Here is a 14581-nt window from a genome sequence, read left to right on the forward strand (position 1 = left end):
CTTCGGTGCCGGCATGGCCGCCGCCGACAACGATCACGTCGAATCGGGTGGGATGGAGCATGGAAAACCGGGAAATGGTGAATCGGGGGAGCCGAATGATACGACCTTGCGCTGCAAAAATACAGCGCCGTACGTCGCGCCAACCGGGAAAAACGGCGGATTTACAACGGCTTATCGGCGTTTTTCGGGTTGGCCGGATGGCCCCCTCCGGGGTGCCGGAGGCGGGGTGCGGACGGGGTGCCGGCGATTTCGGCCGTTTCGTGGTGCGTCGAACAAATTGTCGGCCTGCTTCTCCCGTGACTGGGGCGAGGCTGGCGGCCGACGGCGTTGCCGGTGGCGCGTGCATCAGGTCGACTCAATGCCGCGCACGGGAAGCCGTTAAGGGTTCACTTATGGACTCAGCCAGGTAGGCCCGCGCGCGAGTCGGACTCGTGATCCGGCGCAACCGGCCCCCCACTCCTTCGTGACCGCTACTGGTTTTTCTTCTGCACTTTGCCTGCCGACGCTCCCGAATGGGAGCGCCGAGCCCCGTCTCGTCGAGGCGATGTGCCTTCCCGTCGAGGTCGTCCCGACCGCGTGTGCCCTCGCCGAGGCGGCCCGCCGCATGGTGGCCAGGGCGGTGGCGTGGCTGGTCGTCGTCGATGGCGACAAGCCGGTGGGCAGCCTGGGCGGGCAGGATGTGCTGCGCGCGGTGCTGGCGGGCGATCCCGCCGGGCAGACCGTCGGCGAGGTCATGGATACGTCGCACCGCTACGCTGTGCTGGGGGAAAACCTCCAGCTCGTCGTGGCGCGACTGGGCGCGGGCGCCGCGCCCCGCCCGGTGCTGGTAGTGGATGACGCCGGCCGGGAGGTCGGGCTGCTCGACCCGGAGCGGGTTGCCGCGGCGCTGAAGGCGGCCGCCCACGAGCCCGTGCCGGCCGGGCGGGCATGGCTGGCGCCGGCGCTGATCCGCGCGCTGCCCGATCTGGTGTGGCTGAAGGACCCGGACGGCACCTTCCTGGCCTGCAACCACCGCTTCGAGCGCCTGATGGGCGCGCCGGAAGAGGCGGTGATCGGCCACACCGATTACGACTTCATGGCCTGGGACTTGGCCGACAGCTTCCGCCAGAGCGATCTGGCCGCGATCCACGCTGGCTGCGCCCAGCGCAGCGAGCAGGAAGTGCGCTTTGCCGACGACGGGCACCGGGAACTGCTGGAGATCATCAAGACGCCGATGTTCGACCAGCAGGGCGGCCTGATCGGCGTGCTTGCCGTGGGGCGCGACATCGGCGAGGCGCGTCGGGCCGAGCAAGCCCTGCGCGAGCGGGAGGCGATCTTCTCCAGCATCGTCAGCCAGGCTGCCGATTCGATCGCGCTGATGGATGTCGAGAGCCGGTGCTTCGTCGAGTTCAATGACGCGTGCCATCGCAATCTGGGCTATTCCCGCGAGGAGTTTGCCCGGCTGGATGTCCGCGACATCGACTGCCTGCTGACGCCGGACGAGATCGCTGCGGGGGTTGCCAGAATGATCGGGCCGGCCGGTCATGTGCTTGAGACACGGCATCGACACCGGGATGGTTCGGTGCGCGACGTGCGGGTGAGCGGTCGCGGCATCCGCCTGCGGGGCGAGCGGCGCTACGTGGCGGTGATCTGGAGTGACATCACCGACAGCAAGCTGGCGGAGAGCCGGCTCCGGCGCCCCAACGCGGCCTTGCACACGATCAGCGAATGCAATCAGGCGGTGGCGCGCGCCACCGATCCCGCCCGGCTGCTGGATGAGGTGTGCGGGCTGATGGTGGTCTTCGGCGGCTATCTGCTGGCTGCGGCGAAGTTCGACTGCGCGGACGACTGCGGGCTGCCGGTGGATGGGCAGATCTTCGGCGCGGGTTGTGGCCACGTCGGGCGGCTGGACCGCTTTCCCGTCACGCCGGAAGCGGACCGGCCGACCATCTGGCGCGATCTGTCTGCCAACCCGCAGCTGGCCAACTGGGCTGAGGGGCTGCCGGCGGGGGCGGCGATGTGCGCGCTGCCGCTGCGCGCCGAAGACCGCTCGGCCGGTGTGCTGTACGTGGCCTCGTCGGCGCCGGGGGCCTTCGACGAGGAGGAGGTGCGCCTGCTCGCCGAACTGGGCGGTGACATCCTGTTCGGCCTGCGGGTGCTGCGCGACCGCCGCGAGCGGGAGGTCGCCGAGAAGCGCCAGCGGGTCACCGAGCGGCAGCTGCAGAACCTCGTCGAGACCAGCCCCACCGTGCTCTACAGCCTGCGGGTGACACCCCAGGGCGAAGTGGTGCCGATCACCGCCAGCGCCAACGTCCAGCGCGTCCTGGGCTATTCCCTCGAAGAGACTTTGCGGCCCGGATGGTGGTGGGACAACCTGCACCCCGACGATCGGCTGAAGACCACCCGGGCCACGGAGGTGGCGGCGAGCGGCGAGCGGGTGGCCCAGTCGTATCGCTTTGCCCACGGCCGCGGTGGCTACGTGTGGCTGCGGGACGAGCTGAGCCGAGGCCCGGCCCTGGACGACGGCAGTTGCGAGATCGTCGGCTCGCTGACCGACATCTCCGCCCAGAAGACCATCGAGCTGTCCCTCGAGGCCCAGCGCCGGGTGCTCGAGAAGGTGGCCTCCGGCGCCTCCCTCAGCGAAACCCTGGACGTGCTGCTGTGGGGCGTCGAGGCTCGCCTGTCGCGGGTGCGGGCGTCGGTCCTGCTGCTCGATCCGGATGGCGTCCATCTGCGTCACGGCGCCGCGCGACAGCTGCCCGAGGGCTACATGCAGGCGGTGGACGGGGTGGCCATTGGCGAAGCCGTCGGCTCCTGCGGCACCGCCGCCTGGCGCGGCCAGACGGTGATCGTGCGCGAGATCGCCACCGATCCCCTGTGGGCCGATTTCGCCGGGCTGGCTGCATCCTACGGGCTGGTGGCCTGCTGGTCGTGGCCGATCTTCAGTCGCGAGGGGCGCGTGCTGGGCACCTTCGCGCTTTATCCCGACGAGCCCTCCGAGCCCGATGCGCTGACCTTCGAGCAGGTGGCGATCGCCACCCATCTGGCGGCCATCGCCATCGCCCGGCATCGGGAAGAGAGCGCCCTGCGGGAGAGCGAGGCGCGTTTCCGTCAGCTTTTCGAGATGGCGCCGCTGCCCCTGAGCTTTGTTCATGCCGACGACAGCGTGGGCGACGTGAACCGCTGCTTCATCGAGACCTTCGGCTACACCCGCGACGAGGTGCCAACGGTAGCCGACTGGCTGCGTCTCGCCTATCCCGACCCCGCCTACCGGCAGCAGGTGGAGGGGCAGCACTTAAGCCAACGCGTGCGCGAAGGCGCCGAGCGCCGCATCGAGCCGGTGGAGCGTGAGGTCACCTGCAGGAACGGCGAGCGGCGGACCATGCTGGTGTCCGGCGCGCCGGTGGGCGACAGCTTCCTGATGACCTTCTTCGACATCACCGAGATGCGCCGGCTCGATGCCCAGCTGGAGCACTACCGCCACCATCTCGAAGATCTGGTGACCCATCGCACCGCCCAGCTGGCCGAAGCCTCCGAGCGGGCCGAGGCGGCCAGCCGCGCCAAGAGCGCCTTCCTGGCCAACATGAGCCACGAGATCCGCACCCCGATGAACGCCATCCTCGGCCAGGCCCGGATGCTCGAACGCAGCCCCCTCAGCCAGGAGCAGGAAGATCGCCTGACCCGCATCCGCCAGGCCGGCAGCCATCTGCTGGCGCTCATCAACGACATTCTCGACCTGTCGAAGATCGAGGCCGGCAAGCTGCAGCTCGAAGCCGTGGATTTCTCGCCCGAGGCCCTCTTCGACCAGGCCCACTCGCTCATCCACGACCGCCTGGTGGCCCGCCGGCTGAAGTTCGAATCCGACACCGACGGCCTGCCGCCGGTGCTGCGCGGCGACGTCACCCGGTTGCGCCAGGCCCTGCTCAACTACCTGAGCAATGCGGTCAAGTTCACCGAGCACGGCGGCGTCAGCCTGCGTGCCCGGGTGGTTTCCGAAGACGACGACACCCTGCTGGTGCGCTTCGAGGTGAGCGACAGCGGCATCGGCATCGCACCCGAGCAGCTTGCCCGGCTGTTCCGCTCCTTCGAGCAGGCCGACGCCTCGACCACCCGCAAGTACGGCGGCACCGGCCTCGGGTTGTCGCTCACCCGCCATCTGGCCGCCCTGATGGGCGGCGATGTCGGCGTGGAAAGCGAGTCCGGCCGGGGCAGCACCTTCTGGTTCACCGCCTGCCTGCAGCGCCGGCCGGGCGTCAGCATGCCGGCGGTCAGCCTGCCCGCCGCGCCCCAGGGCGGCGCTGGTCACGTGCGCGGCGCCCGGGTGCTGCTGGTCGAGGACAACCTGCTCAACCAGGAGGTCGCCATCGAGATGCTCTCTGATCTGGGTCTCGTCATCGACCGGGCCGCCAACGGGCAGGAGGCCGTGGCGCTGGTGGCCGCCAACCGCTACGACCTGATCCTGATGGACATGCAGATGCCGGTGATGGATGGCCTCGAGGCGACCCGCCGCATCCGTCAGATGCCGACCCCGGCGCCCACGCCCATCATCGCCATGACCGCCAATGCCTTCGATGAGGACCAGGCCGCCTGCTTTGCCGTCGGCATGAACGATTTCGTGGCCAAGCCGGTGGAGCCGGAGACCCTGCACGGGGTGATCTTCAAGTGGGTCGGCCAGCCCCGGCCGCCGGTCGCCGCCGACGCCGCGAGCATCGACTGGCGCACGGCGCTGGCGGGCATCGACGGCCTCGACTGCACCCGCGGGGTGAGCGTCGTCCGCGGACGGTGGCCAACCTATCTGCGCATCCTGCGCACCTTCGTCAGCACCCAGGGCGACGCCGGGCCGAAACTCGAACGTGCCCTCGCCGAAGGCCGGCTCAACGACGTGGAACACCTCGCCCACGCCCTCAAGGGCTCGGCCGGCAACATCGGCGCCCTGAAGGTTTTCGAGATGGCTGCCGACGTGTGCACGGCGATCCGCGCCGGCGGCGATGCCGAAGCCGCGGCACGCCCGGTGGCCCGGCTGGTGCGCGCCCTGCAGCCCCTGCTGACCGCCTTGCGGCAGCGCCTGCCCCAGGAGGAAGATGCCCCATGAGCCAGCCAGCCCGGTTTGCACCGTTCCAGTGGGCCGACTACTTCGAGACCGGTTTTGGCGAGGTGGACGGCCAGCATCACAAGCTGGTCGATCTGGTCAATGCGCTGGCCCAGCGGGCTGCCGGCGGGGCCGACATCAAGCCCGGCGAACTCGCCCACGTGCTCGACGGCCTGGCGCGCTACGCCGTCCATCACTTCGCCACCGAAGAGGCACTGATGACGCAGGCCGGCATCGACGCCCGACACTTGGACGGCCACCGGCACGCCCACGCGGATTTCGTCGCCCAGGTCGAGGCGATGCGTGGCGCCAGCGACGCGACCCAGGTCGTCCCGGCGCTGTACACCTTCGTCACCAGCTGGCTCACCTTCCACATCCTCGATACCGACCAGTCCATGGCCCGCCAGCTGCGGGCGATGGAAGCCGGCGCCACGGCCGCCGAAGCCTACGAGGCCGAGACCGGCCACAGCGCCGACCCCGGCAACGCCGCGCTGATCGGCGCGGTGCGCAGCCTGCTGGGCCTGGTGGCCGAGCGCAACCACGAACTGGGCCGCATCAACGCCAGCCTGGAGCAGCGGGTGGCCGAGCGCACCGCCCAGCTCACCACCGCCAACCGCGATCTGCGCCACACCCAGCAGCGCCTGCTGGAGGCCGACAAGCTGGCCGCAGTGGGGCAGCTGGCGGCCGGCGTCGCCCACGAGATCAACAACCCCCTCGGCTATGTGGCGGCCAACCTGGGCGCCCTGCGCGAGTACGCTGAACGGCTGCTGGCGCTGGTGAATACCGCTGATCGGCTGGTCGCAGGGAACGACGCGTGGCAGGCCGCCCGCGCCGAGGCAGAGCTCGATTACATCCGCGAAGACCTGCCCAAGCTGGTGGACGAATCCCACCGGGGCCTGGCGCGGGTTGGCGACATCGTGCACGCTCTTCAGGGCTTCGCTGCGCCGGGGCCGATGGATACCGCGCCGGCTTCCATCGAGGGCCTCCTTGATGGCGCCATCGCCGCGACCGCCCCGGGCCGTCGGCCGGGCCAGCAGGTGCGCCGCAGCTACGGCTCGCTGCCCAAGCCGGCGGTCAACCAGACCCTGCTGGGCGAGGCCTTCAAGGCGCTGCTGGACAACGCCAGCCGGGCCCTCGGCGGCGATCCCGGCACCATCACAGTCCGCGCCGGTCAGTCGGGCCAGCACCTGCTGGTGGACGTGGAGGACACCGGCTGCGGCATGGACGAGGCGACCCGGGCGCGGGTCTTCGAGCCTTTCTTCACCACCCGCGCGGTGGGGCAGGGGCGGGGCCTGGGCCTGTCGTCCACCTACCGCATCGTCAGCCAGCACGGCGGGCACATCGAGGTGGATAGCGCGCCGGGCAAGGGCAGTCGCTTCCGCGTGGTGCTGCCCCTCGAGTGAGTCCCGGCTCCCGGAGGGCATGCGGCCGACAACAAAAAACCCGGCGCCAGGCCGGGCTTTTTGTTGATGCAGGGGAAGCTCAGCGCGCGCGGGCCAGGGCGCGCAGGCGCGCGACGCGCTCCTCGGTGGCCGGGTGGGTGCTGAACAGGCCGCGCAGGCCGCCGCCGGAGAGCGGGTTCATGATCATCATCTGGCCGGTTTCCGGGTGGGCTTCGGCAGTGGGCATCGGAATGCCGCGGGCGAAGGCGTCGATCTTCATCAGCGCGTCGGCCAGGGCGTTCGGATCACCGGCGATCTCGGCGCCGCCCCGGTCGGCCTCGAACTCGCGGGCGCGGGAGATCGCCATCTGGATCAGGCTGGCGGCCAGCGGGGCGAGCAGGGCCACCGCAATGCCGGCGATCGGGTTGGCCGGGCGGCCTTCCTCGTCACGGCCGCCGAACATCACCGCAAAGTTGGCCAGGGCCGAGATGGCACCGGCCATCGTGGCCGAGATGGTGGAGATCAGGATGTCCCGGTGCTTCACGTGGGCCAGCTCGTGGGCCATCACGCCGCGCAGCTCGCGCTCGGAGAGCATCTGCAGGATGCCGGTGGTGGCGGCAACGGCGGCGTTCTCGGGGTTGCGGCCGGTGGCGAAGGCGTTGGGCTGGTCTTCGTGGATGATGTAGACCTTGGGCATCGGCAGCTGGGCGCGGCCGGCCAGTTCGCGGACCATGTTGTAGAGGTAGGGCGAGCTGGTTTCGTCCACTTGCTGCGCGTTGTACATGCGCAGCACCATCTTGTCGGAGAACCAGTACGAGAAGATGTTCATCGCGCCGCCGAAGACGAGCGCCATGAGCATCCCCGACTTGCCGCCGATCATGGCGCCGATCGCCCCGAAGAGGGCGATGATTCCGGCCATCAGGATCGAGGTCTTGAGCCAGTTGCCGAGCATTGCGAGTATCCGTCCTTTCGAAGTTAAGCGGAAAGCGAAGGGTTAGATGGGGGAGTTCGCAAAAAATTCAATCAGCCGGTGGCCAGATCGAAGCGGCTACCGGCCGCAATCGGCATGCCGCGCAGGAAATCGGCGGCGGGCAGGCGGCGGGCGCCGGGCTTCTGCAGCTCGGTGATGCACAGGGCGCCCTCGCCGCAGGCGACGATCACGCCGGCACCTTCGGCCAGCAGGACTTCGCCCGGCGTGCCGGTGGCGTCGATGGCGCGGGCGCGCCACAGCTTGACCGGCGTGCCGTCGAAGCTGGCCAGCGCGCCGGGGAAGGGATTGAAGGCGCGCACCGCCCGTTCGATCTCGATGGCCGGGCGGGTCCAGTCCACCGCGGCCTCGGCCTTGCCGATCTTGGCGGCGTAGGTGACGCCTTCGGCCGGCTGGGGCGTGGCCACCAGCGTGCCGGCGGGCAGGGCTTCGAGGGCTTCGACGATCAGCTCGGCGCCGACCCACGCCAGGCGGTCGTGGAGGCTGCCGGTGGTGTCGTCGGCGTGAATCGGCTCCACGCGCTTGATGAGCATCGGGCCGGTGTCGAGGCCGGCGTCCATCTGCATGATGGTGATGCCGGTTTCCAAGTCGCCGGCTTCGATGGCCCGGTGGATCGGCGCCGCGCCGCGCCAGCGGGGCAGCAGCGAGGCGTGGATGTTGAGGCAGCCGTAGCGGGGCAGGTCGAGCACCGCCTGGGGCAGGATGATCCCGTAGGCGGCGACCACCAGCACGTCACAGCTGGCGGCGGCGAGCGGCGCCTGCTGTTCGGGCGTGCGCAGCTTTTCTGGCTGATGCACCGGAATGCCGGCGGCCAGCGCCACCTGCTTGACCGGGCTCGGCTGCAGCTGCATGCCGCGGCCCGCGGGGCGGTCCGGCTGGGTGAGGACCAGGGGCACCTCGAAGCCGGCGGCGAGGATCGCCTCCAGGGCCGAGGCGGCGAATTCGGGGGTTCCGGCGAAGGCGACTTTCATCAGGCGGTGATCCGGGCTTTCTTGGCGAGCTTGCCCTTGATGCGGGTCTGCTTGAGTTGGGAGAGGTATTCGACGAAGACCTTGCCGTCCAGGTGGTCGATCTCGTGCTGGATGCACACCGCGAGCAGGCCCTCGGCGTCCAGGTCGAAGGATTCGCCCTTCTGGTTGAGGGCGCGCACGGTGACCTTCTCGGACCGGCTGACCTTGTCGTAGATGCCGGGCACCGACAGACAACCTTCTTCACAGACCTGCTCGCCCGATCGGGCGATGATCTCGGGGTTGATGAGCGCCAGGAGACCGGACTTGTCTTCCGACACGTCGATCACCACCACGCGCTTGTGTACGTCCACCTGGGTGGCGGCGAGGCCGATGCCCGGGGCTTCGTACATCGTCTCGGCCATGTCGGCGATCAGTTTGCGGATGGCGTCGGTCACCTCGCGCACCGGCGCGGCGCGCGTGTGCAGGCGGGGGTCGGGGTAGCGGAGAATGGGTAGAAGGGCCATAAATGTTGCCGGATGAAGACTTTACGTGCAGAATTTTGAGCCAAATCTGCGATGCTCGCGTCTTGGCGCGGCACGCACCCGGCTCCGCCAACTCGACCGCCAAAATAACCGCCAGAGGCTACCGCCACAGCGGCCGGTTATGTCGCGGCAAAGCAATCCGCCGAAAGCGAGTGGAAAACGAATGATTCGCAGCATTATATCTGCCCTCCTCATCGGCGTCGCTGCCCTGGTTCCGGCGGGTGTCGGTGCCACCGGCCCGATCCGCCTGGCCGACGACGCGCCTGACAGCCACGTGGTGGTGCCTGGCGATACCCTGTGGGGCATCTCCGGCAAGTTCCTGAAGGAACCCTGGCGCTGGCCCGAAGTCTGGCGCCTGAACCGCGAGGAAATCCACAACCCGCACCTCATCTATCCGGGCCAGATCGTCGTCCTCGACCGCAGCGGAGCGACGCCCGCACTCAAGATCGGCAAGCGCATCGGCGGTGCCTTGCCGGGTGACCGCGCCCTCTACGAAAAACGCTTCCCGCAGGTCTACTCCGAGCCCGCCAAGGGCGCGATCCAGAGCATCCCGGTGCGCGCGATCCAGCCCTTCCTGTCCGAGCCGCTGGTGGTCAACGACCAGCAGGACACCGACGCCGGCATCATCGTGGCGACCCAGGAAGGCCGTGTCTTCACCGGCGCCGGCGACACGATCTTCGCCACCCGCGTGCTGCCCGGCATCTACGACTGGAACGTCTATCGCAAGGCCAAACCGCTGGTCGAACCGGTGACCGGCGAGATCCTCGGTTACGAAGCCACCTACCTTGGCCGTGCCCGGGTGACCGCCGAAGCGGGCGTCCCCTCGCCCGATGCGGCGTCCGGCGATAGCGACAAGGCCCGTCTGCCGGTGCCCGCCAGCCTGACCATCACCGCCGCCAAGATGGAGATCGGCAAGGGCGACCGCCTGCTGCCCGCCGGCCGTCCCGAGCTTCTGAGCTACGTGCCCCATGCGCCCGCCACCGCGATGAACGGCCGGGTCGTGTCGATCTACAACGGCGTGGCCGAAGCCGGCCGCTACAACGTGGTATCGATCAGCCTTGGCAAGCGCGAGGGCATCGAGATCGGCCACGTGCTGTCCCTCCACCGCAACCGCGGCGAAACCCTCTACCGGGAAGACAACGTCGGCCGGCCCCAGCAGTTCAAGCTGCCCGAGCAGCGCTACGGGCTGGTGTTCGTGTTCCGGGTGTTCGACCGCATCGCCTACGCCCTCGTGATGGACAACGACGGCCCGGTGGCCGTGGCCGACAGCGTCCGCAAGCCCTGACGCGCTGATTCAATCCCGCGCGGGCCGATCCCGCCGCGCCGGTGCGTCTGCCGGTGGCGATGTCGGCCCCGCTCGCGGCGGTTTCGTCGCGACATCCTGATTCCGTCCCATCTTGTCGAATCCTCACCCCCTTGCCGCGTGGCTGAGGCTGACCCTTACGCCGGGTGTCGGCGCCGGGAGTCAGCGGCAACTGCTCGCCGCCTTCGGCCTGCCTGAAAACATCTACGCCGCCGGGCATTCGGCGCTGGCCGCCGTGGTCGGCTCGCCGATCGCCCGCACCGTGCTCGAACACGACACCGCGGCGGCCGTCGACGGGGCGCTGGCCTGGGCCGACGAGCCCGGCAACAGCGTCATCACCCTCGGCGATCCGCTCTATCCCGCGGCGCTGCTCGAAATCCCCGATCCGCCGGTGCTGCTCTACGTGAAGGGCGATCCGGCGCTCCTGTCGCGCCAGTCCATCGCCGTCGTCGGCGCCCGCAGCGCCACGCCCCAGGGCGAGGCCAACGCCGAAGCCTTCGCCACGGTGCTGTCCCAGGGCGGGCTGGGCATCGTCAGCGGGCTCGCGCTGGGGATCGACGCCGCCGCCCACCGGGGCGGGCTGGCCGGCCCGGGCAGCACCGTCGCGGTGATCGGCACCGGCGCCGACCGCATCTACCCGGCACGTAACGCAGCCCTCGCCCGACGCATCGCCGAGGCCGGTGCCATCGTCAGCGAATACCCCCTCGGCACCGCGCCGCTGGCCCACAACTTCCCCCGTCGCAACCGGCTGATCGCCGGGCTCGCGAAGGGCGTGCTGGTCGTCGAGGCGGCGCTCAAGAGCGGCTCGCTGATCACCGCCAGACTCGCCACCGACTGCGGGCGCGAGGTCTTCGCGATTCCCGGTTCGATTCATTCGCCGGTGGCGCGGGGCTGCCATCAGCTGATCCGCGACGGCGCAAAACTGGTCGAATCGGCCGAGGACATCCTCGAAGAGCTGCGCCTCGACACATGCCGCACTGCAGCGCCAGCGGCGCCCACGATGGGGCCGGATGACGACGAAAATGCCCCGGTCATCGCATCCCTCGGGCATGACCCCGTGGACATGGACACGTTGGTGCAGCGCACCAGCTTGACGCCGGAAGCGCTCTACGCCATTCTGCTTACGCTGGAACTCGAAGGGCGCGTTTCCCGCCTGCCCGGAGGTCGTTTCCAGCGTCTCTAAAAATGACCGGCCCCAGGCCCCGCGCCATGTTCGACATCCTCGTGTATCTCTTCGAGAACTACGTTCACGCCGACGCGTGCCCCGAACCCGCGCAACTGGCTCGCAAGCTGACGGCTGCCGGCTTCGAGGAAGAAGAAATCTCCGAAGCCCTCGACTGGCTCTCCGGCCTGCGCCAGCTGTCCGACGGCGAGCGTCCGGCTCAGGTCGCCCGGCCCGGTTCGCTGCGCGTCTATGCCGACGACGAACTCGTCCGTCTGGGCGTCGAATGCCGCGGCTTCCTGCAGTTTCTTGAAAATGCCGGTATCCTCGACGCCGAATGCCGCGAGATGATCGTCGAGCGGGCCCTGGCCCTCGGCGAATCCGAAATCGAACTGGAAAACCTCAAGGTCATCGTCCTGATGGTGTTGTGGCAGCAGGATCGCCCGATTAACGGGTTGATCCTCGACGAGCTGCTCAACGAGTCGGACGAAGACGACGAGCCGGTCTCATACGCCTTGCACTGATTTTCGGGCTGCTTGCAAGCCCGGCGCAGGCTTCCGTATGATGCGCCGCTCCCCCAACAACCTGAGTCGGGCGCACCCACAGGCATGAGCAAGCAGCTGATCATTGCGGAAAAACCCTCGGTTGCGGCGGACATCGCCCGCGCCATCGGCGGCTTCACCAAAGAAAAAGATTTCTTCGAGTCGGAGCACTACGTGCTCTCGTCGGCCGTCGGCCATCTGCTCGAACTCACGGTGCCGGCCGAATTCGAGGTCAAGCGGGGCAAGTGGTCATTCGCCCACCTGCCGGTCATCCCGCCCCACTTCGCGCTCAATCCGATCGAGAAGACCGAGGACCGCCTCAAGCTCCTCACCCGCCTCATCAAGCGCAAGGATGTCACCGGCCTCATCAACGCCTGTGACGCGGGCCGCGAGGGGGAACTGATCTTCAGCTTCATCGTGCAGCACTCCGGCTCCACCAAGCCGGTGCAGCGCCTGTGGCTGCAGTCCATGACCGCCGGGGCGATCCGCGATGGCTTTGCCCAGCTGCGTGCCGCGGCGGATGTCGAAGGCCTGCGCCAGGCTGCGGTGTGCCGCGCCGAGAGCGACTGGCTGATCGGCATCAACGGCACCCGGGCGATGACCGCCTTCAACTCCAAGACCGGCGGTTTCCACCTGACCACGGTCGGTCGGGTCCAGACCCCCACGCTGGCGATCGTCGTCGAGCGCGAGGAGAAGATCCGCGCCTTCAAGCCCACCGACTACTGGGAGCTGGAAGCCAGCTTCGGCTGCCAGGCCGGCGCCTACGTGGGCCGCTGGTTCGACGAAGGTTTCAGGAAGCCCGAGGATGGCGCGCCGCTTGCCGAGCACGCCACCGCCTTTCGCCTGTGGGAAAAAGCCCGCGCCGAGGCCATCAAGGCCAAGTGCGAAGGCAAGACCGGCACGGTGGAGGAAGAATCCAAGCCGTCCACCCAGCTCTCACCGCTGCTGTTCGATCTGACCTCCCTTCAGCGCGAGGCCAACGGCCGCTTCGGCTTCTCGGCCCGCACCACGCTGCAGCTCGCTCAGGCCCTGTACGAGAAGCACAAGGTGCTGACCTACCCGCGTACCGACGCCCGTGCGCTGCCCGAAGACTACGTGGGCCAGGTGCCGGGCATTCTTGCCGGCCTGCCGGACGCTTACGCGCCCTTCGCCAACCAGATCGTCAAGCAGGGCTGGGTCAAGCCGAACAAGCGCATCTTCAACAACGCCAAGATCTCCGACCACTTTGCGATCGTGCCCACGGGCACCGCGCCCAAGAGCCTGTCGGAGGCCGAAGCCAAGATCTACGATCTGGTCACCCGGCGCTTCCTGTCGGTGTTCTACCCGGCGGCCGAATACCGCATCACCACCCGCGTCACCCGTGTCGAGGGCGAAGCCTTCAAGACCGAAGGCAAGGTGCTCGTCAATCCGGGCTGGCTGGCCGTGTATGGCAAGGCCGCCGCGGTGAGCGAGGACGAGGGCGGCGCGCCCCAGCTGGTGGCCGTCGAGCCCGGCGAGAAGGTTTCCACCGACGAGATCCTCGTCAAGGCGCTGGTCACCAAGCCGCCCGCACGCTTCAACGAAGCCACGCTGCTTTCCGCGATGGAAGGCGCCGGCAAGATGGTCGACGACGAGGAGCTGCGCGCTGCCATGGCCGGCCGCGGCCTCGGCACCCCGGCAACCCGTGCCCAGATCATCGAAAACCTGATCGGCGAGACCTACATCCTGCGCGACGGCAAGGAGCTGATCCCGACCGCCAAGGCCTTCTCGCTCATCACCCTGCTGCGCGGCCTCGGCACCAACGAGCTCACCTCGCCCGAACTCACCGGCGAATGGGAGCACAAGCTGGCCCAGATGGAGCGGGGCGCGCTGTCGCGGGCCGAGTTCATGGACCACATCCAGGCCATGACCCGGGACATCGTCGAGCGCGCCAAGCGCTACGAATCCGACACCGTGCCGGGCGACTTCGTCACCCTGGCCACGCCTTGCCCCCGCTGCGGCGGCGTGGTGAAGGAGAACTACAAGAAGTTCGCCTGCCAGAGCTGCGACTGGAACGCCTGGAAGATCGTCGCCGGCCGCCAGTTCGAGATCCCCGAGATCGAGGCGCTGCTCGCCACTGGCCGCGTCGGCCCGCTGATGGGCTTCCGCAACAAGATGGGCCGGCTGTTCAATGCCGAGATCCGTCTCAACGACGACAAGCAGCCCGAGTTCGACTTTGGCCAGCCGAAGGAAGACGAAACCGCCGAGCCGGTGGATTTCTCGGATCAGGAAACCCTGGGCGCCTGCCCCAAGTGTTCGGCGCGGGTGTTCGAGCACGGCATGGCCTACGTCTGCGAGAAATCCGTCGGGCCCGAGAAATCCTGCGATTTCCGCTCCGGCAAGATCATCCTGCAGCAGCCCATCGAGCGGGAGCAGATGCACAAGCTCCTCGACACCGGCCGCACCGAGCTGCTGAAGGGCTTCGTATCTAGCCGCACCAAGCGCAAGTTCTCGGCTTTCCTGGTGCGTGGCGACGACGGAAAGGTGGGCTTCGAGTTCGAGAAGAAGGAACCGAAGACGCCAGCCGCCAAGAAGCCGGCCACCCGCAAGAAGGCCGCCGCTGCCGAGTAAGGTGTCGCGTCAGTCTGTTCGCACAAAAGCAAAACCCGCCGGAAGGCGGGTTTCG

Annotated in this window: 9 protein-coding genes; 6 read left to right on the forward strand and 3 right to left on the reverse strand. The window is 68.6% G+C overall.

What is annotated here, in order from left to right:
• The first annotated feature begins 544 nt into the window (after positions 1-544).
• Both Q0672_RS23100 and Q0672_RS23105 read left to right on the forward strand, forming a co-directional pair.
• A complete protein-coding gene (locus Q0672_RS23100; protein WP_298626559.1) occupies positions 545-5071 on the forward strand; it encodes a PAS domain S-box protein in 4527 nt (1508 codons plus the stop codon).
• Positions 5068-6471, forward strand: a complete 1404-nt coding sequence (locus Q0672_RS23105; protein ID WP_298626561.1) for a bacteriohemerythrin — start codon at positions 5068-5070, stop codon at positions 6469-6471. The genes Q0672_RS23100 and Q0672_RS23105 overlap by 4 nt, the downstream gene beginning before the upstream one ends.
• A gap of 79 nt (positions 6472-6550) precedes the next feature.
• Here Q0672_RS23105 and htpX read toward each other — a convergent pair whose 3' ends face one another.
• The 3 genes from htpX to def form a co-directional block, all read right to left on the reverse strand.
• The gene (gene htpX / locus Q0672_RS23110; protein WP_153163337.1) at positions 6551-7402 is read right to left on the reverse strand and encodes a zinc metalloprotease HtpX; all 852 of its coding nucleotides are present in this window, start codon (positions 7400-7402) and stop codon (positions 6551-6553) included.
• Between the two features lie 71 nt (positions 7403-7473).
• The gene (gene fmt, locus Q0672_RS23115) at positions 7474-8409 is read right to left on the reverse strand and encodes a methionyl-tRNA formyltransferase (RefSeq protein ID WP_298626567.1); all 936 of its coding nucleotides are present in this window, start codon (positions 8407-8409) and stop codon (positions 7474-7476) included.
• Positions 8409-8912, reverse strand: a complete 504-nt coding sequence (gene def / locus Q0672_RS23120; protein ID WP_153163339.1) for a peptide deformylase — start codon at positions 8910-8912, stop codon at positions 8409-8411. Before def ends, fmt begins: the two co-directional genes overlap by 1 nt.
• 181 nt (positions 8913-9093) lie before the next feature.
• On the opposite strand from def, the gene Q0672_RS23125 reads away from it, so the two are divergent.
• The 4 genes from Q0672_RS23125 (at position 9094) to Q0672_RS23140 (ending at position 14526) form a co-directional block, all read left to right on the forward strand.
• On the forward strand, positions 9094-10215 hold the full coding sequence (locus Q0672_RS23125; RefSeq protein WP_298626572.1) for a LysM peptidoglycan-binding domain-containing protein: 1122 nt from the start codon (positions 9094-9096) through the stop codon (positions 10213-10215).
• A 112-nt stretch (positions 10216-10327) separates the two neighbouring features.
• Positions 10328-11416, forward strand: coding sequence for a DNA-processing protein DprA (gene dprA / locus Q0672_RS23130; RefSeq protein ID WP_298626575.1), 1089 nt, complete (start codon positions 10328-10330; stop codon positions 11414-11416).
• Between the two features lie 26 nt (positions 11417-11442).
• Positions 11443-11919, forward strand: coding sequence for a DUF494 family protein (locus Q0672_RS23135; RefSeq protein WP_153163342.1), 477 nt, complete (start codon positions 11443-11445; stop codon positions 11917-11919).
• 84 nt (positions 11920-12003) lie between these two features.
• Complete coding sequence (locus Q0672_RS23140) at positions 12004-14526, forward strand: DNA topoisomerase III (RefSeq protein ID WP_298626578.1); 2523 nt, start codon at positions 12004-12006, stop codon at positions 14524-14526.
• Positions 14527-14581: the final 55 nt, after the last annotated feature.

Origin of the sequence: uncultured Zoogloea sp. (assembly GCF_937894855.1) — a bacterium.
In the GTDB taxonomy this organism is placed as follows: domain Bacteria; phylum Pseudomonadota; class Gammaproteobacteria; order Burkholderiales; family Rhodocyclaceae; genus Zoogloea; species Zoogloea oryzae.